Origin of the sequence: Protofrankia symbiont of Coriaria ruscifolia (assembly GCF_900634745.1) — a bacterium.
Taxonomy (GTDB): domain Bacteria; phylum Actinomycetota; class Actinomycetes; order Frankiales; family Frankiaceae; genus Protofrankia; species Protofrankia californiensis.
This window is the reverse complement of record NZ_CAAAFR010000158.1, coordinates 1-22327: the sequence shown is the minus strand read 5'-3', so window position 1 is coordinate 22327 and position 22327 is coordinate 1. Positions and strand designations below refer to the sequence as shown.

22 protein-coding genes and 1 pseudogene are annotated in these 22327 nt (G+C 69.2%); 16 read left to right on the top strand and 7 right to left on the bottom strand.

Annotated features, from left to right (window positions below):
- On the bottom strand, window positions 1-967 hold a 967-nt coding region (locus tag CV1CTNOD_RS17460), incomplete at its 3' end, for an ISAzo13 family transposase (RefSeq protein WP_131787112.1).
- Between the two features lie 205 nt (window positions 968-1172).
- On the opposite strand from CV1CTNOD_RS17460, the gene CV1CTNOD_RS17455 reads away from it, so the two are divergent.
- The 3 genes and pseudogenes from CV1CTNOD_RS17455 (at window position 1173) to CV1CTNOD_RS17445 (ending at window position 3250) form a co-directional block, all read left to right on the top strand.
- A complete protein-coding gene (locus CV1CTNOD_RS17455; RefSeq protein WP_207386518.1) occupies window positions 1173-1712 on the top strand; it encodes a hypothetical protein in 540 nt (179 codons plus the stop codon).
- Window positions 1713-1775: 63 nt separating this feature from the next.
- Window positions 1776-1964 (top strand): annotated as a pseudogene (locus tag CV1CTNOD_RS17450) (6,7-dimethyl-8-ribityllumazine synthase); the annotation flags it as partial.
- Between the two features lie 239 nt (window positions 1965-2203).
- Window positions 2204-3250 carry a methyltransferase domain-containing protein gene (locus CV1CTNOD_RS17445; RefSeq protein WP_131787109.1) on the top strand — a complete coding sequence of 349 codons (1047 nt, stop codon included), beginning with the start codon at window positions 2204-2206 and terminating at the stop codon, window positions 3248-3250.
- A 71-nt stretch (window positions 3251-3321) separates the two neighbouring features.
- On the opposite strand, the gene CV1CTNOD_RS17440 is transcribed toward CV1CTNOD_RS17445, so the two are convergent.
- Window positions 3322-5673, bottom strand: coding sequence for an arylsulfatase (locus tag CV1CTNOD_RS17440; protein WP_131787108.1), 2352 nt, complete (start codon window positions 5671-5673; stop codon window positions 3322-3324).
- Between the two features lie 1339 nt (window positions 5674-7012).
- On the opposite strand from CV1CTNOD_RS17440, the gene CV1CTNOD_RS17435 reads away from it, so the two are divergent.
- The 9 genes from CV1CTNOD_RS17435 to CV1CTNOD_RS17395 all read left to right on the top strand — a co-directional run bounded on the left by CV1CTNOD_RS17435 (window position 7013) and on the right by CV1CTNOD_RS17395 (window position 16283).
- Window positions 7013-7879 carry a MinD/ParA family ATP-binding protein gene (locus CV1CTNOD_RS17435; protein WP_131787107.1) on the top strand — a complete coding sequence of 289 codons (867 nt, stop codon included), beginning with the start codon at window positions 7013-7015 and terminating at the stop codon, window positions 7877-7879.
- A 67-nt stretch (window positions 7880-7946) separates the two neighbouring features.
- On the top strand, window positions 7947-8396 hold the full coding sequence (locus tag CV1CTNOD_RS17430) for an SseB family protein (RefSeq protein WP_131787106.1): 450 nt from the start codon (window positions 7947-7949) through the stop codon (window positions 8394-8396).
- A 315-nt stretch (window positions 8397-8711) separates the two neighbouring features.
- Window positions 8712-9356, top strand: coding sequence for a translation initiation factor IF-3 (infC, locus tag CV1CTNOD_RS17425; RefSeq protein ID WP_347402954.1), 645 nt, complete (start codon window positions 8712-8714; stop codon window positions 9354-9356).
- A 71-nt stretch (window positions 9357-9427) separates the two neighbouring features.
- Complete coding sequence (rpmI, locus tag CV1CTNOD_RS17420; RefSeq protein ID WP_131787105.1) at window positions 9428-9622, top strand: 50S ribosomal protein L35; 195 nt, start codon at window positions 9428-9430, stop codon at window positions 9620-9622.
- A gap of 187 nt (window positions 9623-9809) precedes the next feature.
- The gene (rplT, locus tag CV1CTNOD_RS17415; RefSeq protein WP_131768008.1) at window positions 9810-10193 is read left to right on the top strand and encodes a 50S ribosomal protein L20; all 384 of its coding nucleotides are present in this window, start codon (window positions 9810-9812) and stop codon (window positions 10191-10193) included.
- A 50-nt stretch (window positions 10194-10243) separates the two neighbouring features.
- Window positions 10244-11077, top strand: a complete 834-nt coding sequence (locus tag CV1CTNOD_RS17410; protein ID WP_131787104.1) for a TrmH family RNA methyltransferase — start codon at window positions 10244-10246, stop codon at window positions 11075-11077.
- An 89-nt stretch (window positions 11078-11166) separates the two neighbouring features.
- The gene (locus tag CV1CTNOD_RS17405; protein WP_242606779.1) at window positions 11167-12249 is read left to right on the top strand and encodes a sensor histidine kinase; all 1083 of its coding nucleotides are present in this window, start codon (window positions 11167-11169) and stop codon (window positions 12247-12249) included.
- Between the two features lie 156 nt (window positions 12250-12405).
- A complete protein-coding gene (pheS, locus tag CV1CTNOD_RS17400) occupies window positions 12406-13611 on the top strand; it encodes a phenylalanine--tRNA ligase subunit alpha (protein ID WP_347402953.1) in 1206 nt (401 codons plus the stop codon).
- Window positions 13612-13613: 2 nt separating this feature from the next.
- On the top strand, window positions 13614-16283 hold the full coding sequence (locus tag CV1CTNOD_RS17395; protein WP_131787101.1) for a phenylalanine--tRNA ligase subunit beta: 2670 nt from the start codon (window positions 13614-13616) through the stop codon (window positions 16281-16283).
- A 156-nt stretch (window positions 16284-16439) separates the two neighbouring features.
- Here the strand turns inward: CV1CTNOD_RS17395 and CV1CTNOD_RS17390 are convergent, their stop codons facing one another.
- The 3 genes from CV1CTNOD_RS17390 to CV1CTNOD_RS17380 are packed head-to-tail and all read right to left on the bottom strand — an operon-like array spanning window position 16440 to window position 18825.
- Window positions 16440-16973 carry a hypothetical protein gene (locus CV1CTNOD_RS17390; protein ID WP_131787100.1) on the bottom strand — a complete coding sequence of 178 codons (534 nt, stop codon included), beginning with the start codon at window positions 16971-16973 and terminating at the stop codon, window positions 16440-16442.
- Window positions 16973-17914: a DUF692 domain-containing protein gene (locus CV1CTNOD_RS17385; RefSeq protein WP_131787099.1), complete on the bottom strand. Its 942-nt coding sequence runs from the start codon at window positions 17912-17914 to the stop codon at window positions 16973-16975. Before CV1CTNOD_RS17385 ends, CV1CTNOD_RS17390 begins: the two co-directional genes overlap by 1 nt.
- On the bottom strand, window positions 17911-18825 hold the full coding sequence (locus CV1CTNOD_RS17380) for a TIGR04222 domain-containing membrane protein (protein ID WP_165485590.1): 915 nt from the start codon (window positions 18823-18825) through the stop codon (window positions 17911-17913). The genes CV1CTNOD_RS17385 and CV1CTNOD_RS17380 overlap by 4 nt, the downstream gene beginning before the upstream one ends.
- Window positions 18826-19351: 526 nt before the next feature.
- On the opposite strand from CV1CTNOD_RS17380, the gene CV1CTNOD_RS17375 reads away from it, so the two are divergent.
- The 4 genes from CV1CTNOD_RS17375 (at window position 19352) to CV1CTNOD_RS27415 (ending at window position 20690) form a co-directional block, all read left to right on the top strand.
- Complete coding sequence (locus tag CV1CTNOD_RS17375; RefSeq protein WP_131787097.1) at window positions 19352-19636, top strand: hypothetical protein; 285 nt, start codon at window positions 19352-19354, stop codon at window positions 19634-19636.
- Window positions 19633-20226 carry an HK97 family phage prohead protease gene (locus CV1CTNOD_RS17370; protein ID WP_131787096.1) on the top strand — a complete coding sequence of 198 codons (594 nt, stop codon included), beginning with the start codon at window positions 19633-19635 and terminating at the stop codon, window positions 20224-20226. The genes CV1CTNOD_RS17375 and CV1CTNOD_RS17370 overlap by 4 nt, the downstream gene beginning before the upstream one ends.
- Before the next feature lie 168 nt (window positions 20227-20394).
- Window positions 20395-20559 (top strand): hypothetical protein, encoded by a 165-nt coding sequence (locus tag CV1CTNOD_RS24910; RefSeq protein ID WP_165485589.1) that lies wholly within the window; start codon window positions 20395-20397, stop codon window positions 20557-20559.
- Window positions 20560-20564: 5 nt separating this feature from the next.
- The gene (locus tag CV1CTNOD_RS27415; RefSeq protein ID WP_278043927.1) at window positions 20565-20690 is read left to right on the top strand and encodes a hypothetical protein; all 126 of its coding nucleotides are present in this window, start codon (window positions 20565-20567) and stop codon (window positions 20688-20690) included.
- An 89-nt stretch (window positions 20691-20779) separates the two neighbouring features.
- On the opposite strand, the gene CV1CTNOD_RS17365 is transcribed toward CV1CTNOD_RS27415, so the two are convergent.
- Entirely contained in the window at window positions 20780-21340 is a 561-nt protein-coding gene (locus tag CV1CTNOD_RS17365; protein ID WP_131787095.1) for a GNAT family N-acetyltransferase, read from the bottom strand.
- The gene (locus CV1CTNOD_RS17360) at window positions 21337-22170 is read right to left on the bottom strand and encodes a hypothetical protein (RefSeq protein WP_131787094.1); all 834 of its coding nucleotides are present in this window, start codon (window positions 22168-22170) and stop codon (window positions 21337-21339) included. The genes CV1CTNOD_RS17365 and CV1CTNOD_RS17360 overlap by 4 nt, the downstream gene beginning before the upstream one ends.
- Window positions 22171-22327: the final 157 nt, after the last annotated feature.

Genomic DNA, 22327 nt, shown 5'->3' with positions numbered 1-22327 from the left:
CGTCACAGTCCTGATCCGAACCTAAAATTCCTGGTATTGCCTCCAGGCCGGTCTCGGCGGCGAACCTCGCGAGTTCCCGCTTCCACAGCCAGACCGTGTTCCCGTTCGACCCGCCACAGTCGGCGGTAATCATGAGCCGCTTGGCGTCCGGATACTTCTCCCGACCCATCCCGTACCACCACTTCTCGATGGTCGCGACCGCGAACTGCGCAGTGTCATTGGTGACCCCGACCGAGACCCACGCGGAGTTGTCAGCAAGGTCGTAGACGCCGTAGGGAATAGCTTTCCCGTCGGCAAGGTAAGGAAAGTCGTAGGCATTCACCTCGACCGGTTCGCCCTTGCGGTGCCACTCCCTGCCGCCCTGCTGGAACGCTCCGACCAGCTCCTTCTTCTTCGTGTCCACGCTGATCACCGGGTCTCCGGCAGCCATAAACTCCGCCGCGGCGGCATTGATGTGGCGGAACTGGGCGTCACGATCCGGGTGCCCGCGGCCCTCATGCCTCTTACGTGTCCCCTGAAGGCTGTACCCCATCGACTTCAGCATGAAGGCCACCACAGCGTGACTGGCCGGATGTCCCATCCCGGTCAACTCGATTGCAAGCTTCCGGGTCGCCTTCGTCGTCCACCGCAGCGGGGTCATCGGATCCCCACGGCTTTCCGGCTCAACCAGCCCGTCGAGAGCCTCGACGATTTCCGGATCGGACTCCTCGAGCTTCTTGCGACCGCCACCCACCGCACGCACCCGGCCGGTGGGCCCTAGCGACGGGTCGGCGGCCTCCTCCATCCCCCGCTTGATCGTGTTTCGGGCCGCACCCGTTGCGCGGGCAACAGCCGCAATACCACCATGACCCCACGAATCCGCCTCAGCGCCCATCGCGATCCGCCATCGCCGCTCATCCAGATGGGGCCTCTGCATTTCCAGCCGGGCCCTCATCGCGACAAACTTCGCCGAATTCTCGTCCACCACGACTGTAACCCTACTGAGGCAATCACAGGAGAATCACAAGATCAGATCAAATAGTCAAGTTATTTAATTACGATTCCTATGTCCACCACAATGACGCCGATCCGCTTCAACTTCCCGGATACGATACGACCTTGATCGCAGTGCTATCGGCGGTCTGCGGCTCCGCAGTCTGGTCAGATTCACGAATGATCGCTATCGGGCGGCTGTGGATGAGCTCAAGGCCGCCGGTCTCGTCCGACCGGGGCGCGGTCGGGGTGGCACGCTAACGCTCGCGTTCGGTCATGTGCGCGAGACCGCGACCGCACGCGGACGGGTTCGTGCCAGCGGCCAGTGGTCGCGACCCGACGTGGTCGCGGTCGAGGTGTGGAGCTCGCCCCTGCTACCCGATGTTGAGCTCACGATCTCATCCTTCGAGATCAAGAGGGCGTCGGAGGCCAACCGGTTGGGGTCGCTCCACGAGACGGCGGCTCATGGCCGGTGGGCGCACCACCCAAGTCTCGTCGTCGAAACAGCCTCGGTCGAGGATGAGTTTCCGCTGCACGATGACATCTTGTTGGAACTCGACAGACTGAAGCTGGGTCTGTACACGATGTACAACCTTGGTGACGGAACTTTCCGCGTGGAACAGCACGTTTTTCCGCCGCGGCAGACACCTGATCTAGGCGACCTGCACAATTTTCTTGATCACTTCTTTTCGGAGGGCGAGATGCTGCTGAAGAAGTACCGGCAGGCGATCGGACGCTAAATGGGTGCCGGTCCGACGAGGACGCCGCGTCTGTCATGCAGCTGTCCGGAGTCGGCGGCGACAACGCAGCGACGCACCCGGGTCGCTCTGGACACCGGGGTTCCAGTGGGTTTCGTCGTCCTGACCTGCGACACGCTCGAGCAGGCGCGGGATCGCGCGGGCCCGCCCTCCTCGACGGAGGACAGCGGCCGTGAAGCCACCTTCGCCGTGCTGGAGACCGCGAACGTCCTGCGGGAACTGCGCCACGGCTGAACCGAAGGACACAGCCGGACCGAAGGCGTCGCGATCGTGGTCCTGCGCGCCGCTGGCGGTCCCGACCGTGGCCGAAGTTTAAGGTGCGGACATGGGGAAACACAGTGGGACTCCGCCGAAGTGTCCGCGGTGCAGCGGTAGAGGAACGATCGAGGTCACTCGGGACGGCAAGGAAGGCGGCAAGGCACAAAATGTGACCTGCTCGCTGTGCAACGGCTCCGGAAACGCATGAGAGGCATATGAAACGCGAGGACTTCGTCCCGGATGTGATCTGGGTCAGACGCGCGGACGGGTGGATGGTCCCGCTGAGCAGGGCAGAGAATCCCGAGGAATGGTTGAGAATCGTCAACGACGACGATGCGGTCGTCACCCAGGCCGACGACGGGACGAACGAGTACGACGGCAGGGGGATTGTTCCGACCAGTTCCAGCAGCGCACCGTCCGTCATGGCGGAGATGCTCGACCTGCTCGACGTGACAGTGGGAACCGATGTCCTCGAAATCGGTACCGGCACCGGATACAACGCCGCTCTCCTCGCCGAACGAGCCGCTCCCGGACACGTCACCACGATGGAGATTGATCCCACGATCGCCGCGCACGCCCGGCAGGTCCTGGAGCGGACGGGGTATCCGGTCACGGCCATCACCGGTGATGGCACTCGCGGGTATCCCGAACACGCCCCCTACGATCGGGTGATGGCTACGGCCAGCGCGTTACGGGTTCCCTATGCCTGGGTCGAGCAGACCCGACCCGGCGGACGGATCGTTCTTCCGCTGGTCGGTGGTTTCGGGTGCGGAGCATTTCTGCGCCTGACCGTCGACCGCAACGGCAGCGCCCAGGGCCGGTTTCATGGCGGGGCATCGTTCATGCGTCTGCGTAACCAGCGGGACGACGAGGCACTGTGGGAGATATGGGACACGGCTGACGCCGAGGCCACCACCACCGGACTGTTCCCGCGTGAACCGTTCACCGACTTCGAGGCGGCCTTCGCCCTCGGTGTCAGACTTCCCGGCTGGGTCACGGGAGAAAGGAACGACAGCGACGGCAGCACGATCCTCCTGATGTCGCATTTCGATTCCGGATCCTGGGCCACGGTGACGTCCGGGACTGACGGGCACAAGGTGTACCACTACGGGCCACGTCGACTGTGGGAGGAACTGGAAGCGGCGTACGAATGGTGGACCGGCGCCGGGCGGCCGAACCATTCCCGTTTCGGCCTGACCGTCACCCCCGAAGCGCAGACGTTCTGGTTGGACACTCCCGAAAAGCTCGTATCCTCCCAATAAGGCCAGCCAACAACATCGGTACCGAGCATCGGATCCGCGCACGCACCATCAGGATTGATTATCTTTGGCTCTTACTGCCGGGACATGGCCATGCGGGCCTCGCTTTCGATGTCCGTGATGAGTTCTCCGTCGAGATCGACGGTCACGCTGTACAGCATGCCGGTGAACCGGAACGGGGTCCGGTAGTCCGGTACGACCGGCGAGCCCGGGTTGGCGCCGCAGGTCAGTCCGCCCGGGTTGAAGGCGATGGGCGTGGTTATGGGTATGTCGCCCAGTCCGGCCGGCTGTCCGTCGATATAGAGGCGGGCCCGCCCCGGGGTGCCTTCCCCGTTGGCGATGTCCGGCTTTCCGGTGGGTTCGAATTCGAAGCGCAGCTGGTGCCGACCGGAGGGCACGGTGTCGGTGGACTCCACGTGGTAGACGGCGCGTCCGACATAGTTGTGGGAGTAACGCAGCCTGCCGTCCTTGACGTAGAACGACCAACCACCGGTACTTGCGCCTTGGCAGAGCAGGACTCCTTCGGCACCATCCGGCGGAATTTCCGTGTCGGCGGTGATGCTGTGGGTACGGTTGAGTACCCTGGGGGCAACGGTGAACGGCAGCGTCTGGGTGTTGGGCCGGAAGGTGTAGGACGTTCGCGCCTCGGTGATCTGTGGACGTTCCACCGTCAGCCGTACGGCGCCGCTGCTGTCGATGGGAAGCACGTTGTATCTGCCGGCCTCCACGTACCACAGCGAGATCATCTCGATGAGTTTGTCTCGGTTCTGTTCGGCGACATCGTGGTTTTCCGCAAAATCCTGCGCCACATGGTAGAGCTCCCAGCGGCGGGCATCCAGATCGGTCAGGTCCTCGGCGGAGATCGGTACACCGAACGGTTTGCCGGCTTCCGCGAAGGACGGTCCCGGCCATGGGCACACCGCACGCCATCCGTCGTGATCGATCGCACGGTGCCCGAGCATTTCGAAATACTGGGTGTGATGCCGGGTCGGTGCGGCCGGGTCTGCGAACGTATAGGCGAAACTGACGCCATGCAGCGGCGACTGGGCGACGCCCCTGATTTCGGCCGGCGGCTCGACACCGAGTACGTCGAGCACGGTCGGCACGATGTCGATGATGTGCGCGTACTGGGTCCGTACCTCGCCTCGGGCCGTGATGCCCGCGGGCCAGTGGGCGACGAAGGGGTCGCTGGCCCCGCCGCGGTAGGTTTCCCGCTTCCACCGGCGGAACGGGGTGTTGCCGGCCCAGGTCCAACCCCAGGGATAGTGGTTGAACGTCGAGGGGCCGCCGAGGTCGTCGATTTTTCTGAGGCTGTCCTCGAGAGGCTCCGGGGCGTTGTTGAAGAACTGCAGTTCGTTCGTGGTCCCGGTGACCCCGCCCTCGGCGCTGGCGCCGTTGTCGGACACGAGCATGATCAGTGTGTTGTCGAACTCGCCGGTCTCCCGGAGAAAGTCCAGCAGCCGGCCGATGTGATGGTCGGTGTGGGACAGGAATCCGGCGTACACCTCCATCATGCGTACCGCGAGTCGGCGGGCCTCGGGCGTCAGGGAATCCCATGCGGGGACGTCGGGGTCGTGCCGGGACAGTTCCGCATCCGGTGGCGCCACACCCAGTTCCTTCTGCCGGGCGAAAACCCGCTCCCGGTAGGCGTCCCAGCCGTCGTCGAACCGGCCGGAGTAGCGATCCGCCCATTCCTTGGGCACGTGGTGCGGGGCGTGCGTGGCGCCGGTGCAGAAGTTCAGGAAGAACGGTTTGCTCGGGGCAACCTGCTTGGCGTCGGCGATGAAGTCGATGGCCTTGTCCACCAGGTCCGAGGTCAGATGGTAACCCGCTTCGGGAGTTTTTTCTGGTGTCACCTGGTGGTTGTCGTGGACCAGATCCGGATACCACTGACTGGTGTCGCCGCCGAGGAATCCGTAGAAACGCTCGAAGCCGCGGCCCAGCGGCCAGCGGTCGTAGGGCCCGGCAGCCGACTCCTGTTCGGACGGCATAAGGTGCCATTTGCCCACCATGTAGGTGTTGTACCCGTGTCGGAGCAGCATCTCCGACAGGAAACCGTTCTCGAACGGGATGTTGCCGTCATAGCCCGGATAGCCGGTGGCGAGCTCGGTGATCGCCGCCATACCGTTGGCATGATGGTTGCGCCCGGTGATGATGCACGAGCGCGACGGCGAGCACAGCGCGGTGGTGTGCATGTTGTTGTAGAGGAGCCCGCCCGCGGCCAGTGCGTCGATGTTCGGGGTCGCGATGGGGCTGCCGTAGCAGCCCAACTGCCCGAAACCGGTGTCGTCCAGGACGATCATCAGTACGTTCGGCGTGTCGGGCACCGCGCGGACCGGCTGGGGCCACGCCGGGCTCGACTCGTCCGTGGTACGCCCGATCACGCCGGGGAATGCGGTGCCGGATCTGTACTCGTTGAGCGGCATCTCAGCCGGTGCTCCTCTCCTTAAAACGGCCTAAAACGGCCTGAAGTGACCCGGGGGTCTAAGTGTCCGGCAGTATGAAAGAAGCATGATCGCACTGTCTTCGGCTTGCGGGCGCCGGTCAGGCGGTCGCGCGTCCTGTTCCGATCGGAAAATTGAGTGCGAAAACGGTTGCCAGCACGACCGTATGTTCCCCCGTTTCACGATTAGACGATATTCGATCATGAGTTCTTGGCCGCCTTTGGAACGGATCTTCACTGCCTGAACGGATCTGCGCTACCTGACCGACGCTCCGGTCGATCCGATCTCCTTAAAAGCCGATCGGATCCGGTTGGTGCGCTCATGTCATTCCCAGCAGGTGACCCGCAACCGGACCGCCAGGGTGTTTCACCCTCCCCGGGTGAGGGGCCGAGCGCGAACAAACAGGGCGATCCCGGGCCGGGACCCACTTGCGGGGCGTCCGAGGGCAGGTTGTTTACTGCCGTCACCGGGGCGATCCAGCGGACCCCGGCGGTCCGGGCCAACCTTGTAACTGTCCCTTGTTAAGGGGACTCTTGGTTGTAACGGCTGGCGCATACCGTGGTTGTGGTGGCCCGGACCAGGTGACCTGGTGGCCCCGCATCCCGTGAACGGCTTCGCGGTCGGTGCCGGTGCGGCCCACCACGGGAGGGGGAGGCTGTGGTGAGCGGTGATGACGGCGCGAAGGCGTGACGAGGACGGCTACGGGCCGGATGCCTCGCACCAGCCGCACGGGCAGCGGGAGACCAGCGGACCCCATGACGTCCGAGAGGGCTCCGACACCCCGCCCGGGATGCTTTCCGCCACGGATCTCGGAGACGCCAGGCCGGTTTCGCTGCTCGGTCTCCGCATGTCCGAGCTGGAGGGTGACCGCGATGTGGCCGTCAGCCGCCGCTCCGCTCGCCTGCGTCCTGGCGGCGGGCGGCCGGATGGCATGACTACGCGGCCTGCCGGGGGCGGGGCGCAGATGTCGCCGCATCCTCCGGGCGGGGACGCCCGGCCGGAGGGACGTGGCGGCGAGCCCAGCGACGCCGGTTCCGGCATCGCCGGTTCCGGCATCCCCGGGGCCAGAGGAGCTGGGGCCAGAGGAGCTGGGCCTGGAGGAGGCACGGGAAAGCCCGAACCGCCGGCCGTTCCTGACCGGCCGGTCCCCCGTACGCCGGCCGCTCTTGGCCGCCCTCCGGTTCAGGCGTCGGCCGCATCGGGCTGGACTCCGGACGTGGGGGAGTTCCGCCCCCGCCCTAGCCCCGTCCCCGCAGGCTCTCCGGAGCCGGAGCCCGGGGGTGTTGTGGCGCAGCCCGGGGGTACGCAGCCCGGGGATGTTGTGGCGGATCGTGTGGTTGCCGGCCGCGGGGATCCCGGCACGCTCGTGGCCAGGTGCCGGTGGGTGCATGTCGGCGGGCTCGAAGACGGTTGTGGACGTACGACGGTGACAGCCGGTCTCGCGATGGCGCTCGCGGCGTCCCGCCGTGACCGGATCATCGCGGTGGACGTGTGTCCCGACCAGCCTGGCATGCTCGCCGCCCGGCTGGGTCCCTCCTCCGGCTACGGACCTGGCCATGGACCCGGCCACGCACCCGGCCGGGGGGACCTCGCGCGCGCGGGCGGGTTACCGGCGCCGCTGCTGCCCGAGGTCCGCCGGTTCGTCCCCTCCGCCGGCCGGACGGGTCGGACGGGCCCGGCCGGCCAGGGATCGGGGCCGGTAGGTCTCGACGTCCTCCTCGGAGCGCCGGGCGCGGACGTCTTCGGGCGCTCCGTCGAAGAGGTCGGCCGTGCCCTCGACGTTGTCGAGGACTGGTACGAGGTGGCGTTAGTCGACAGTCCGCCCGGGTGGGGCCGGCCGTTGCCCGCGGCACTGCTGGCTCGGGCCGACACCCTCGTGGTGGCTGCCCGAGCCGGTTTCGTGACGTTGTCGGCCGTGGACGACGCGCTGGCTGCACTTGCCGACAGCGGCCGGGGTGACCTGGCCGATTCGGTGGCGATCGCCGTGGTGGAGACCGTCCCGACGCGGTGGTCCGGCCGCGCGCGCCGCCGTCTGGCGCGACTCGCCGAGCGCGCTCACAGCATCGTCGTCGTCCCGTTCGATCCCATGCTGGCCGACGGCCGGCCGTTCACCTGGTCCGGTCTGCGCAGGCGTACCCGGGCCGCGTTCGGTGAGCTCGCCGCGGCCGTGGAGGCCGGGCCCGGCTGATCGGCCGCCGGCAGATAGGCGCCGGGGACGTATACGGAGGACGCATGAGGATGCGTAAGGTCGAGCGGTGAAGCGGGAGTTGCTGACCCCATCCGGCCAGGGTGATCGCGGCGGTGCCGATGAGGTGTTGCGGGCCGCCCTCGCGAGCCGGGACGAACGGGCGGTGGCGACCGCGTTGGCCGGTTCACGGGTCTTCGTCGCGATCGAGGCGCGCCTCCTCGACACCGACGAGACCGGGGCGGACAAGGCGTCCGAGATGGTTCTGGTGACGTTGCGGGTGCCGTCGGGAGCAACCGCGATCCCGGCCTTCAGCAGTATCGACACGCTGGCCCGGTGGCGGCGGGCGGCCCGGCCGGTGCCCGTCCCCGGTCGTGCCCTGTGCGCGGAGGCGGTGCGGGCGGGTCACCGCGCCGTGGTGATCGACATCGCGGGCCCGGTCATGGCTACCATCGATGGCGACCTGCTGGACCAGTTTGCGGACGCAACGGCTTCGGGGAGGCAACGGCCTCGAACGTGACCGCCTCGACCACCTGATCGCAGTCGTCGGGAGCTGCCGGCTGACGGCCGGCAGCCGGCCCCGGCAGCCGGACCGTAGCCGACCGGCAACCGGCGGATGCCGGCCGATCCGGGCCCGCGGGGCGATGGGCCCGCCCGGCGGGGGCTTGATATCCCATGGTCAAGTGATCGTGGTATCCGGCTCGTTCTGCTACGCTGTCGGTCGACCGCTTGTTACCCGGACCCCCGTCCCGTAACAAGGCCAAGCGGAGGCTCGCCTCCCACCCGATGTCGTTGCCAGCACAACGGCCGGGTCGCCGGTCGGCCGAGCCGTTGTATGACGGCGTGTCGGTCGGGTGTCCGGGTTGACCGGGCGCAGGGCTCCGCAGCGGCAGGTCGTGTCCGCGCGTCGAGTCACGGAGGGAACCACATCAGCGCAGAGTCCCGCATCAATGACCGGATCAGAGTACCCGAGGTGCGCCTGGTCGGCCCCGAAGGCGAGCAGATCGGCATTGTCGCCATCGCCGAGGCGATGCAGCTTGCCCAGGAAGCCGATCTCGACCTCGTCGAGGTCGCGCCGACGGCTCGTCCGCCGGTCTGCAAGCTCATGGACTACGGGAAGTTCAAATACGAGTCCGACCAGAAGCGTCGCGAGGCTCGTAAGAACCAGGTCCAGACGGTCATCAAGGAAATGAAACTCCGACCGAAGATCGATCCGCACGACTACGAGACCAAAAAGGGCCACGTGGTGCGGTTTCTGCGGGCCGGCGACAAAGTCAAGATAACGATCATGTTTCGTGGTCGTGAGCAGTCCCGACCTGAACTGGGCATCCGGCTGTTGCAGCGGTTGTCCACGGACGTCGCGGATCTTGGCTATGTCGAGGCTCAGCCCAAGCAGGACGGCCGGAACATGACCATGGTGATGGCTCCGCACAAGGGTTCCCGACCCCAGCGCGTGCCGGAACCGGCCGCCCGAGTCTGACCGAGAACCGCAGTCTGACTGAGAACCGCCGAAAACCCATCGTTCACTTCGCTCATTACAGGACTTTCCAGATGCCCAAGATGAAGACCCACACCGGCGCGGCCAAGCGATTCCGGATCACCGGTTCCGGCAAGGTGATGCGCCGCCGGGCGAACCGTAACCACCTGCTGGAGCACAAGTCCAGCCGGCGCACCAGGCGGCTGTACAACGAAGTGACGCTCAGCCCGGCGGACGAAGGACGTATCAAGCGGCTGCTGGTGCGCTGACCATCGCAGGCCCCACTGGCGACCCAGGGGCAGCGACCCAGGGACATGGGCCTTCCGGCAGTGCGAAGAGCATGATCGCGCCGTCTGCGGCCCTCTAGCCAGCCGCTCCCACCGGTTGGGAGCCGCGCGACGCGGTGTTGCGTGACGCGGTGTTGACAGCCACGACCGAAAGAGAGTTCTCCACCTCATGGCAAGGGTCAAGCGGGCGGTCAACGCCCAGAAGAAGCGCCGGACGGTTCTGGAGCAGGCCAGCGGGTACCGGGGTCAGCGGTCCCGGCTGTACCGCAAGGCCAAGGAGCAGGTCCTGCACTCGATGACCTACTCCTACCGCGACCGGCGGGCCCGCAAGGGCGACTTCCGCCAGCTGTGGATCACCCGGATCAACGCCGCGGCACGGCAGAACGGGCTGACCTACAACCGGTTCGTCCAGGGCCTGCGCCTGGCGGGCGTGGAAGTGGATCGCAAGATCCTCTCCGATCTCGCGGTGACGGACCCGGCGGCGTTCACCGCACTCGTCGAAGTGGCGCGAGCAGCGCTGCCACCGGTGCCGCAGCAGCCCCAGGCAGCCTGAGGGAGTCGCCGGACGGCACTGTTTCGCATCCGTCGGTTCCGCGTCCATCGGTGGCTCCGGACCCGCCCGGCCCGCGTTCGGCGCGGGTGCTCGCCGCGCGACGCCTGCGCCGTCCCACGGCCCGGCGTGTCCGAGGCCAGTTTCTGGCCGAAGGACCCCAGGCTGTCACCGCCGGGCTTGCGGCCGGGGCGCTGCGGGAGATATTCGTCGGCTCGTCGGCGGTCGACCGGTACGGGGAGCTCGTCCACACAGCGGGGATACCGGTGCGGGTAGTCTCCGACGACGCGGTGGCTTCACTGTCCGAGACCGTGACCCCACAAGGGGTGGTTGCCCTGGCCGAGTATCCGCACCATCGGATCGCCGACCTCGGCGAACCCCGCCTCGTGGCGATCTGTGTCGACACCCAGGATCCGGGTAACGCGGGGACGATCGTCCGCTCGGCGGACGCCGCCGGCGCGGACGCGGTGGTGTTCGCGGGGTCGTCGGTGGACCCGTTCGGAGGGAAGGCGGTCCGCGCGTCCGCGGGCAGCATCTTCCACCTGCCGGTCGTCACCGATATCGGCGTGGACGACGCGGTGCGACAGCTACGGGACCACGGTTGTCGTATCGTGGCGACCACGCCCCTCGCGCCGCGCGACATAGACACCGCACAGGACGCGGGGGAGCTGGACACACCCACCGGATGGCTGTTCGGTAACGAGGCACGAGGTTTGCCGCGCGCTACCGTAGTGTCCGCGGACGCGGTACTTCGGGTACCGGTGTACGGTCAGGCCGAGTCGCTGAATCTTGCGGTGGCCACGGCGATCTGCCTGTACGCGTCAGCGCGCGCACAGGCGAGGCTCGGATCCGGCGCGGCAGGCGTCGGGGGAGGTGAACGGCTGTGACGCACACGGTCACGTCGGCTCCCGACCAGGCTTGCAAGCCAGAGGTCGACGGGGATGCGATCCCCGCCCCCGGTCCGCGGGCGGATGGGATGCCCCGCCTCGAGGCGCCCGCCGCCCAGACGCCGCCCGCGCTGCCGGTGAACTGGGACGATCTCCCGGACGGGATCGTGGTCGTGGACCGCGAGGGCCGGGTCGAGGTGTTCAACGCCGCCGCCGCCAAGATGACCGGTGTGGCCGCGGCGGCAGCGCCCGGGCGTCACCTCACCGACGTCCTGCCGCTGCTGGACGAGCGGGGCAATGACTGGTGGGAGTGCTCGCGGACGAGCCGCGACCTGCCGCGGGTGACCGGCCAGCCCGAGCGCCGCCTGACCCTGGCACGCACCGGCGACGAGCGCGATCTCAACGTTACCGTCCGTTATATCCGTGTGGACGGCCGGCTAGCGCACGTTTCGTTGTCCCTGCGGGACACGGCCAGCCGGGAGCGCCTCGAACGCAACCGCGCCGACCTGGTCTCGACTGTCGCCCACGAGCTGCGCTCGCCGCTGACGAGCGTCAAGGGCTTCACCGCCACCCTGCTGGCGAAGTGGGACCGCTTCACCGAGGAACAGAAGAAGCTCATGCTCAACACCGTCAACACCGACGCCGACCGGGTGACCCGGCTGCTCGCGGAGGTGCTCGACGTCTCGCGCATCGACTCCGGCCGGATCCAGATGCGTAAGCAGATCGTGGACCTCGCGCAGACCCTGCGCCGGGTCGTCGACGGCAAGGTCGCGGCGGGCGAGGCCACCCACGACCGGTTTGTGGTGCGTACCGAGGGTGAGCTACCCGAGATGTGGCTCGATTCCGACAAGATCGAGCAGGTGCTGCACAACCTGGTGGACAACGCCCTGCGGCACGGTGCCGGTACCGTCACCATCGTCATGCGTGGTACACCGAGCGGAGCCGAGGTCAGCGTGGCCGACGAGGGTGAGGGCGTGCCCGAGGCGAGTGCCTCCCGGGTCTTCACGAAGTTCTGGCGCGGGGCGACCCGCGGGAACGGCACGGGCCTCGGGCTCTACATCGCCAGAGCGCTCATCGAGGCTCACGGCGGGACCATCACGGTCGGCCGGGTACCCGGTGGCGGCGCGGAGTTTCGATTTGTGGTGCCCGCCGGGGCGCCGGTCTTCGCCTGAGCCTGGCCGTCCTGGCCGTTCGACGGTCCGGTCTGACGGTCCGGTCCGGACGCGAGGAGCGACAGTCACCCGGCGGGCGCCCCGACCTGAGCCCCGTCAGCACCATCGGCAAGCAACCACCATCGACGAGCAACACCATCAACGAGGATGACCAGCGTGCCCCCGTCCACACAGAACGCTGACCCGAACCGGTCGAACGCGCACGAACCCTCGGCGGCGACCGCCGGAGATGACCCCGGACGCGTCGAGCCGAACCGTGCCGACCCGAACCGTGCCGACCCGGCTCCGGCGGACCACAATGCACTCGATCCCGACCGGCTCGACCAGGTGTGCGCTCAGGCGTCCGCCGCGATCGCGACCGCGGGAGACCTCGACGAACTCGCCGCACTGCGGACCCTGCACCTGGACGGCCGGGGTGCTCCGCTGGTGCTCGCCCGCCGCGCGCTCGGTGCCCTGCCACAGGCCGAGCGTGCCGCGGCCGGACGCCGGCACAACGCCGCCGCCGCGTCCGTCCGCGCGGCCTACGAGGCACGGCTGGCCGAGCTGACCGCCGAGCGTGACGCGCGGGTGCTCGTCGAGGAGCGCGTCGACGTCACCCTTCCCGGCGCCCGCCGCCCGCGGGGGGCCCGCCACCCGCTCACGACCCTGTCCGACCACCTTGTGGACGTGTTCGTGGCAATGGGCTACGAGGTGGCCGAAGGACCGGAGGTCGAGCACGACTGGTTCAACTTCGAGGCGTTGAACCTCGGTCCGGACCATCCGGCCCGAAGCTCGCACGACACCCTGTACGTCGACCCGGTGGGCAGCGGGCTGCTGCTGCGCACGCACACCTCGCCGGTACAGATCCGCACGCTGCTGTCCCGGCCGCTGCCCGTGTACGTGGTGTGCCCTGGGCGGACGTACCGTAACGACGCGGTCGACGCCACGCATTCGCCGGTGTTCGGTCAGATCGAGGGCTTGGCAGTGGACGAGGGCATCACCATGGCCGACCTTCGCGGGACTCTCGAGGTCTTCGCCCAGGCGCTGTTCGGTTCGGGCCTGGCGACGCGCCTGCGGCCGTCCTACTTCCCGTTCACCGAGCCGTCGGCCGAGCTCGACGTCACCTGCTTCGCCTGCCGTGGTGAGTCCTCCCGCCAGCCGTGCCGGGTGTGCTCCGACGAGGGCTGGATCGAGGTCGGGGGCTGCGGGATGGTCGATCCGAACGTGCTGGTCGCCTGCGGGATCGATCCGACCCGCTACAGCGGGTTCGCGTTCGGGATGGGCCTGGAACGCGCCGCGATGATCCGCCACGACGTCCACGAGATCCGTGACTTCGTCGACGGTGACGTCCGCTTCGGCCTTGCACTCGGGACGGGGAACTGACGATGAAGATCGTGATGTCGTGGCTGCGCGAGGCCGTCCCGGCCCTGCCGCCGGCGAAGGCTGTCGCCGACGCGCTCATCCGGGCCGGTTTCGAGGTGGAGGCCGTCGAGTCCGTCGGGCACGACGTCGCCGGCGTCGTCGCCGGCGAGGTCGTGTCGATCGAGCTTGTCCAGACCAAGAAAAAGGACGTGCGCTGGGTGCAGGTCCGGGTGGCCGAGACCGGCACCCGCGGTGTGATCTGCGGTGCGTTCAACTTCGAGGTCGGCAACCGGGTGGCCGTCGCGCTGCCCGGCGCGGTGCTGCCCGGCGGTTTCACCATCACCGCCCGCAAGACCTACGGACAGGTCAGCGAGGGGATGATCTGTTCGGCCAGCGAACTGGGTATCGGTGACGACCACAGCGGGATTCTCGTCCTGCCGCCCGACACCCCGCTGGGGGCCGATGTCGCCGAGCTGCTGGAACTTGCCGACGACGTGCTGGACATAGCCGTCACCCCGGACCGGGGTTACGGCCTGTCCCTGCGCGGGATCGCCCGGGAGGCGGCGACCGCGTTCGGGCTGGCCTTCGACGATCCCACCGTGGTCGCAGCCGTACCCGGCGGTCGCGACGGCGTCCGCGAGCAGGCGGCGCCGGGGCATCTCGAGCATGTGGTGCCCGAGCAGGCCGTGCCCGAGCGGGGCGCGGTGGGCTATCCGGTCGTGGTGGAGGACACCGCCGCCTGCAGCCGGTATGTCGCCCGGGTCGTCACCGGGGTCCGTCCGGGCGCGGTGACGCCGCTGCGGCTCGCCCGGCGTCTTGCGCTGTCGGGTATGCGGCCCATCTCGGTGCCGGTCGACGTCACAAATTTGATCATGTTGGGACTGGGTCAGCCGCTGCACGCCTTCGACCGGGCGAAACTGTCCGGTCCGATCGTGGTGCGCCGCGCCCGTGACGGGGAGCGGCTGGTCACCCTCGACGGCGTCAAGCGTGAGCTCGACCCGGAAGACCTCGTCATCGCCGACGACTCCGGGCCCGTGGCACTCGCCGGGGTCATGGGTGGCGCCTCCACCGAGATCTCCTCCGACACCACCGAGATCCTCATCGAGGCAGCCCACTTCGACCCGGTCGCGGTGGCCCGTACGGCCCGGCGCCACCAGCTCGGCTCCGAGGCGTCACGCCGGTTCGAGCGGGGCGTCGATCCCGCGCTTGCGCCGGCGGCGGCCCGCGCTGCCCTGCGCCTGCTCGCCGAGCTCGCCGGGGCCACGGCCGAGACGGGCGTGACCGACATCGATCATCGTCCGTCGCCGCGGGCCATCACGTTCCCGCTGGCCGAGACAGCTCGCCTGGGTGGGCGTCCCTACCCGGAGGAGGTCGTCCGGCGTCGACTGGTCGAGGTCGGCTGCACGGTCGCCGACAGTGCGGGTCCGGCCGGCGCCGCCGGTACTGCCGGTCCGGCTGCTCCGGCCGACAGTGCGGGTCCGGCCGGCGCCGCCGGTACTGCCGGTCCGGCTGCTCCGGCCGACAGCGCCGGTGGCGCCACGTTGCTGGTCACCCCGCCGTCCTGGCGAGGTGACCTGACTCGGTCTGCCGACCTCGTCGAGGAGGTCATGCGGCTGGAGGGGTACGACACGATCCCGGTGACCCTCCCACGGCTACCCGCGGGCCGCGGCCTTACCCAGGGCCAGCGGATGCGCCGGGCAGTCGATGCCGCGCTCGCCCATCAGGGCTACGTGGAGGTCCTGACCGTCCCGTTCGTCGGGGACGACACCCCGGACCGGCTCGGACTCACCGGTGACGACGCGCGGGCCGCGGTGGTCCGGATCGCCAACCCGATCGCCGAGGACGCCTCCAACCTGCGCACAACCCTGCTGCCGGGACTGTTCGCCGCGGCTGTTCGCAACATCGGCCGGGGTCAGGCCGATCTGGCCCTGTTCGAGACCGGTCTGGTCTTCCGGTCCGTCGTCACGGTTGCCACGCCACCGACCCCGCCGCTCACCCCGGCAGTCGACCACCGGCCCGGCGACGCCGAGATCGCCGCGCTGAACGCCGTCCTGCCCGAACAGCCCAGGCTGGTGGCCGTCGTCCTGACCGGCCGTCGCGAGCCGGCCGGCTGGTGGGGCCCAGGGCAGCTGGCAACCTGGCAGGATGCCGTCGACGCGGCGCACACCGTCGCGGAAGCCACCGGCGTGGAACTGGCAGTGGCCGCGGACGCGGTGATGCCATGGCACCCGGGTCGGTGCGCGCGCCTGTCAGCGGACGGCCGTGTGGTCGGGTACGCCGGGGAGCTGCACCCACGCGTGATCGCGGCGTACGGGCTGCCGGCCCGGACCTGCGCCATGGAACTCGACCTCGACACGGTGATCGAGATCGCGTCGTCGCGTCCGCCGGTCACTGCGCCGGCGGTGTCCACCTATCCGCCGGCCGACCGCGACATCGCGCTGGTCGTCGAGGCCGGTGTGCCGGTGGCACGCGTCACCGAGGCGTTGCGCCGTGGTGCCGGCGACCTGCTGGAAACCCTGACCCTGTTCGACGTCTACGAAGGGTCCCAGGTGGGTGACGGACAGCGCTCGCTCGCGTTCGGCCTGCGGCTGCGGGCGGCGGACCGGACTCTCACCGCGCAGGAGGCCAATGCGGCGCGGGACGCGGCGATCGCCGAGGCCGCGCGGCTGACCGGCGCGATCCTGCGCACCTGACCCGTCCTGACTGACCCGTCTTGTCCTGACTGACCCGGTTTGTCCCGACTGACTCCGGGTCGGCACCCGACCCGGCTCGACCCGCGTTGCGGTCGCTGCGTTGCGGCTGCGATGCGGGTCGATGGTCGTGCCGGTCGTCCTTGCCGGTCGTCCTGGTCAGTCCTCCTCGCGACCGAGGCCGAGGATGCGTGTTCCGACGAACGGCGCCCGCACTGCGATGAGCGGACGCCCGCCGCTGCGCCGGTCTGCGGCAATCGCCAGCCGCCGCCGCGCGAGTGCCGCCACGAGCTGTTCGGCCCGCGCGTCGCGGCCGAGATCACTGTGGACCGCGCGGGCGAAGGCCACCCCGTCGGCGCGCGCTCCGGCGGGTGGGCGATCGTCCGCGAAGGCGGTGAACCTGGAGCGGAAGTCGGGCAGGCAGGACAGCGCCGGCCATGCCCGCGCGACTGCATCCGCGCGTTTGTTCAGCAGCGCGATCCGGGTTACCCCGACACGCTCGGCGTCGAATCCGGCAGGCAGCGGCCCGGCGCCGACCAGGGCGCGGACGAGGTCGCCCTGCGCCTGCCGCAATCCGCCTGCGGTATCGCAGCCGTGTCCGGTGTCGCGGGCGCCTCCGGCATCGCAACGCTCCTGCCCGTCCTGCCGCTTCTGCCCGTCCTGCTGCCTGGCTCGCGGTATGGGGTCGATCACTATAGGTGTCCGGCTGTGGCGGCGATGGCGTCCAGTTCCTCGGTGAGCTCCTGGACGGACGGATAGCGACCGTCGCGTTCGAGCATGATTGCCGGGGTTCTGCTGGAGCCTGCGGCAACGCGACCGGAATGACCGAGCTGCCGTCGGCCCGCCGGCTCCGGTCCCAGGCCCGGTCCCAGGCCCAAGCCCGGATCCGGGTGCGGATAGCGGTCGGCCACCTCGTGTACCAGGTCGAGGACCTCATCGGTGACGGGATGGGTGTGGGTGTCGTGGTAGAGCCCGTCGCGTACCACCCCACCGGCCACATGGATGTAGGCGACGCGCTCCCATGGCAGCGCCTTGAGGAAGCGGTGCGGGTCGATCCCGTGGTTGACCCGGTCGGCATGCAGGTTGGCGAGGTCCAACAGGAGCAGTGCGCCGGTGCGCTCGGTCAGTTCGGTGAGGAAGCCGGCCTCGTCGAAGTCCGCCTCGGGCCAGCGCAGCAGTGCGGCCGGGTGTTCCAGGGCGATCGGTACCGCAAGCTCGGCGGCCACCGTCCGCACGTTCGCGACCAGCACGTCGAGGGCCTCGCGGGTGCGCGGAACCGGCAGCAGGTGACCGGCTTCGAGGCCCCCGGCCCGCACGAACGCGACATGCTCGCTTACCAGCGGCGCCCGCAGCCGCTCGGCGACGGCGGCCAGGTGTGCCACCCGCGCCGGCTGGAGCGGTTCGGCGCCGCCGAGCCCGAGGCCGACACCATGCGGCACCACCGTCACGCCGCGCTCGACCAGTTCGTCGAGACCGACCGGCAGGGGACCGTGGGTGTGCAGGCTCTCGGCTATCACCTCGACGAAACGCAGGTCCGTCCGGTCTGCGATGAAGGCGGCGAGCTCCGGACGCCAGCCGATCCCCAGCCCGCGCAGGGGCGTACCGGCGCCTGGTCCGGCTGCGGTGCTGTTCATCCGCCACCACAGCCACCGCCGCCGCAGGATGACCCGCCGCCGCAGGAGGACCCGCCCCCGCAGGATGACCCGCCGCAGGAGGAGCCGCCGCCGCAGGAGGAGCCGCCGCCGGACGACCCGCCGTCCGACGAGGACCTGCCGCCCGACGAGGAACCGTTCGAGTTGGGGTAGAAGGAGAAGCCGAGTTGCCGGGCGAGTATGGGATCGGTCCGCCACAACACGATCGGGCTGAACAGCGCCACGGCCACACCGCGCTGACCGGGAATCCCGCCCAGGCCCAGACTCCGCGCGAGCACACGGGCGTCCCGCAGGAGCCGGCGCCCGGCTCGCGTGGTCGTCGGGGTGATCGTCGCCACGACGGCGACCACGGACATCATGAACGCGGCCGGCAGGTAGAAGAAGGCGCCGACGTCGCCGGCCACGACAGCGAATGGGAAACCGAGCAGACCCGCGGCCGTCATGATCAGGAACGTTCGGCGCAGGTACCGGAGCCTGCGGATCTGTTCCGCGGGCGGCACGAGGTGCGCCGCCTGTAATCCGGTGCGGGTGGCATGCGCGGCCGGGCTGCCCGCAACGATCCGTTTGACCTGGGTAAGCCGGATCTCGCCTGCCGCGGCGATGGCGCTGTGCACCGCATGGGTGATGGCGTGTCCTCCTGCCGGCGGGGGGCCGATCGCGACGAGTGAGGACCGCCGGGTTCCCGGGGCGATACGGCCCTCGTCGTGCAGGGTGACGACCGCCGCCTCGACCGCCCGCCTCGGGCCGCCGGCGAGGAAGCCAAGATCATCGAGGGGGAGGCTGCGCGGGTCCACAGGTGGTACGTCATGGGAGCGCGACAGGACGACCCGCGTACCGATGATGACGATCAGCAGGATCAACAGGAGCGTCAGGTACGCGCCGAAGAACGTCACCGTGGCCCCGTCCGCTGCGACGGACCGATGGCGATCACCGGCCCTGCCGGAACCAGGACCACGTGTCCGGCCGTCGCCTGCCCGGTCGTCATGCGCCGTGCCATTACGTGTCGTGCCATTACCTGCCTGCCGGTAGGGGGTCCAGCGGTGAGGGGCTCGGTGGGCGTGGCGAAAGCGGTGGTTGCCGCCGTCATGCCGCTCCTCATGTCGCGTCCCTCCGGTTCTCGGCGTCCCGATCTCGTGTGTAGCCCGTGGCCGGGCCCGGACGGTTTGCTCCAGTGATATCTGTTTGTTCCGGCGGTGTCTGACAGCGTCGACCGTCCAGCACGGCCGGAGGCAGAAGTGTCCGGCTTCCGACGCCATGGGAAGCCGGACCCGGGCCGGCTCTTGAACCTGCTCTTGTACCTGGTCCCGAGGCCGGCGTATCGGGAGCCGGTGTACCGACGGCGCGGTCCGGCTGTGGCTCCCAGCGTCCGGTAAGGACGTCTCCGACCACCTGAACGCCGGCCGCGGGTTTGAGGATCTGGTGCCGCTCGCCGACGACGACCAGGCGGACGAGGTCACGCCGTCGCCGGTCGCGGACACCAACACGGCGGAGTCCAAGAAGGAGCGCGGTCCGTCGCAGGCATCCCAACTCGCCGCGCTTGCACGTGAACGCTACGAGCTGTTCATGTCCGAGGACGGCCGCCCCTACGGGGTGGGGGCGGGGCCTCACCGACCCCGTGCCGAACGTGGCTCCACGGCCGCTACAGCCCCACGGCGGGGCACGGACAGCGCGGGCATCACCATCACCGAAGGAGCACCCTCGTGACCGACACCGACCCTGAGCGGATCGACAGCCACATGTATCCGGCGATCCTCGCCACCATCCACAACATCAGCGTCACTCATGATCAGTGGGCTGCCGACCCGGACCTGCCCGACGCGCGGATGGAGTTCGTCGACGCTGCCACGGACGAGCACGACCGCAGGGCGAGGTCAGCGGCGTTCTTCAACCATGGCATGACGTTGTACGGCACACCCTCCGATCGGTATTCGATGCCGATCGGAACCACGGTGGACATCCGCACGGACGGCCGCGGGCTGTTCACGGTGACCCGGTACAACAACACCCCGCTGGCTGACGAGGTCCTGGAGGCGATCCGCTCGGGCAGCGTCCAGGCGCAGTCGTTCTCCGGCCGGATGGTGCGGTCAACCCCGACCCCGCCCCGCGGCGGGTTTCGACCCACGGCCAGCGGCAACCTGAAGACCGTTCGCCGGACGGAGATCGCTCTGCGAATACGGGCCGACGCCGTTGCCGGCCTACGCCGACGCACTGATCGTCGGCGTTCGTGGCACGGGTGTCTCGGCCGCCGAACTGACCGGGCTTCGCGCCGATATCGCGAAGGTGCGCCCGACTGACCCTCGCGCCGAACTTCACGCTCGTATCGCCAGGGTGCGCCGGACCGCCTCAGCGCGGCGCATGAGCTTCGCCGAGATGGCCGAGGAAGAGAAGCGCTACCGCCTCCTAAGCGGTGTGTCTACCCGACGCGTCCCCCGACTGGAAACGAAAGGCTACCGGGAACTGTGATGACCGAGACTGCATCGACCCCAACCGCCATCGTCACCTACGGCGGACGCCGTACCGCCGCCGTCATCTCGGTGGCGTCGCCGAGTGCGGCGCAACTGAGCCAGACCGCCGCCGTGGTCCTGACCGCCGCGATCCAGGCTCCGGCGCAACCCGCGAACGGCTGACCGCGATGGGCGCCAGCGAGTACATCGCCGGGCTGCGTCTACGCGCAGCGCGGGCCACCGCCGCGGACCGGGCACGGTGGGACGTCCGCCGCCGCGTCGACGAACGGCTCATCACCCGCATGGCGGGATGACCGCCACCACCCCGCACACGACGATGCCCCCGCCGGGCGACCAGTCGGGGGCATCGCTCGTTGGATCAGGACCGGGCCACGACGCGACCTCACCCGTTGGTCCGCGTCTCCCATTCAGCCCGGGTGATGGCGTACACGTTGTTGTCCTTCCACGGGCCGACGGTGGCGACGTCCCGGAAGACCATCCCGAGCTTGCGGGCGATCCCGTTCATCCCGGTGTTGCCCTGGTCGGTGACGGTGACCAGCTCGCCGACGCCGAGCATGGTGAAGCCGAAGTCGAGTGCGGCCCGGATCGCCTCGGTACCGAGTCCTTCCCGCCAGCGGTCCCGGCGGATGGACACGGCGACCTCGACCCCGGGCCAGCCGTCGGCATAGTAGGTGCCGGCCCGGCCGAGGAACTCGCCGGTGGCCTTGTCCTCCACCGCCCACATGCCGTGCCCGCGCAGCACCCACATCCCGATCAGATGGTCGACCAGCCGCGCCGTGGCGGCCCGGTCGAACGTGCCGTTGAGGTGGCGCATGGTCTCGTCGTCGGCGTTCATCGCCGCGTACGGGTCGATGTCCCCCGGCCGCCAGCAGCGCAGGATCAGCCGGTCCGTGACCACCGTCGGCACGACGATGGACGTGGGCTCCCCGAACTTCACCGTCATGCCGATCCTCCCGCAGGAAACGCCAGCCGTGCGGGCAGGGCACGGACCTGGTCGTGGTAGTCCCGAACTTCCGCCACGTCCTGCCAGCGTGCCAGTCCGGCGGCAACCTCCCGGGCCTTCACCGCGACGGAAGACGTCGGCCGGTCCGCGAGCAGCGTGACCGCGTGGGCTGCGACCGCCGCCGCCTCCTCCGGCACTGGCCGGTTCCGGGTGGCCAGTGCAGCGGCCAGGCCGAGCAACGCATGCCCCTGGTCCTCGAACCCGAGTCCGTGCGTCTGCGTCAGCGCGGCACGGGCGATCGGTTCGGCTTCGTCGCCGGCACCGACCCGGGCGAGCACCCCGCCGGCGAACACCTCGGCCAGGTTCGGGCCGAACGGCGACATCCCCGGCCGCGCCGCCAGACCGACAGCGTCTCGGCGCATCCGGGCCAGCGCCTCCCGGGTCGACCGCTCGTCACCGAGAGCCGCATGGGCGCGTGCCTCGTAGGCGGCAAGGCGTGCCGCGGTGTACGGGTGCGGGAATCGCTGCGCCGCCTTGGCCGCGACCCGGGCCGCATCCTCGTATCGGCCGCCGTAGAACGCCAGGGTGGAGGCCATCTCGGCCACGGACGCGGCCACCACCGGTTCCTCGGCATCCTCGGCGTGGTCCCCGGCGAGGGTGAGGAACCGGCGGGACGTGGTCGGATCACGTCCGCCTTGGGCGCGCGGGGATCGTGAGCTTGAGGGCCGGGCCGTGCCGGTCCCCGTCGCCGGCTTTCCGCGTGTAGTCGGGACTGAGGCGACAAAAGAGGCTGAGGCGACAAAAGCTGTCGCCTCAGCCTCGACGGACATGGGAGCTGTGTCACGCTGCCATGACGGTCAGATGTTCGGTGTCTCCGGTATCCGTGCTCTGGTCACCCGATCCGGTCAGTGGGCCCACCGGCCGATGACCGCATACCCGGTGAAGTAGCCGGCGGTGATGGCGGTGACGTTGGTGAGGCCGGAGACC

What these genes read in the sequence shown, in the direction of transcription:
- CV1CTNOD_RS17445 (WP_131787109.1), top strand. Translation starts at nt 2,204, where the DNA reads ATGAAACGCGAGGACTTCGTCCCGGATGTGATCTGGGTCAGACGCGCG.
- CV1CTNOD_RS17440 (WP_131787108.1), bottom strand. Translation starts at nt 5,673, where the DNA reads ATGCCGCTCAACGAGTACAGATCCGGCACCGCATTCCCCGGCGTGATC.
- infC (WP_347402954.1), top strand. Translation starts at nt 8,712, where the DNA reads ATGACGGCGTGTCGGTCGGGTGTCCGGGTTGACCGGGCGCAGGGCTCC.
- rpmI (WP_131787105.1), top strand. Translation starts at nt 9,428, where the DNA reads ATGCCCAAGATGAAGACCCACACCGGCGCGGCCAAGCGATTCCGGATC.
- rplT (WP_131768008.1), top strand. Translation starts at nt 9,810, where the DNA reads ATGGCAAGGGTCAAGCGGGCGGTCAACGCCCAGAAGAAGCGCCGGACG.
- CV1CTNOD_RS17405 (WP_242606779.1), top strand. Translation starts at nt 11,167, where the DNA reads ATGCCCCGCCTCGAGGCGCCCGCCGCCCAGACGCCGCCCGCGCTGCCG.
- CV1CTNOD_RS17395 (WP_131787101.1), top strand. Translation starts at nt 13,614, where the DNA reads ATGAAGATCGTGATGTCGTGGCTGCGCGAGGCCGTCCCGGCCCTGCCG.
- CV1CTNOD_RS17385 (WP_131787099.1), bottom strand. Translation starts at nt 17,914, where the DNA reads ATGAACAGCACCGCAGCCGGACCAGGCGCCGGTACGCCCCTGCGCGGG.
- CV1CTNOD_RS24910 (WP_165485589.1), top strand. Translation starts at nt 20,395, where the DNA reads ATGACCGAGACTGCATCGACCCCAACCGCCATCGTCACCTACGGCGGA.
- CV1CTNOD_RS27415 (WP_278043927.1), top strand. Translation starts at nt 20,565, where the DNA reads ATGGGCGCCAGCGAGTACATCGCCGGGCTGCGTCTACGCGCAGCGCGG.
- CV1CTNOD_RS17365 (WP_131787095.1), bottom strand. Translation starts at nt 21,340, where the DNA reads ATGACGGTGAAGTTCGGGGAGCCCACGTCCATCGTCGTGCCGACGGTG.
- CV1CTNOD_RS17360 (WP_131787094.1), bottom strand. Translation starts at nt 22,170, where the DNA reads ATGTCCGTCGAGGCTGAGGCGACAGCTTTTGTCGCCTCAGCCTCTTTT.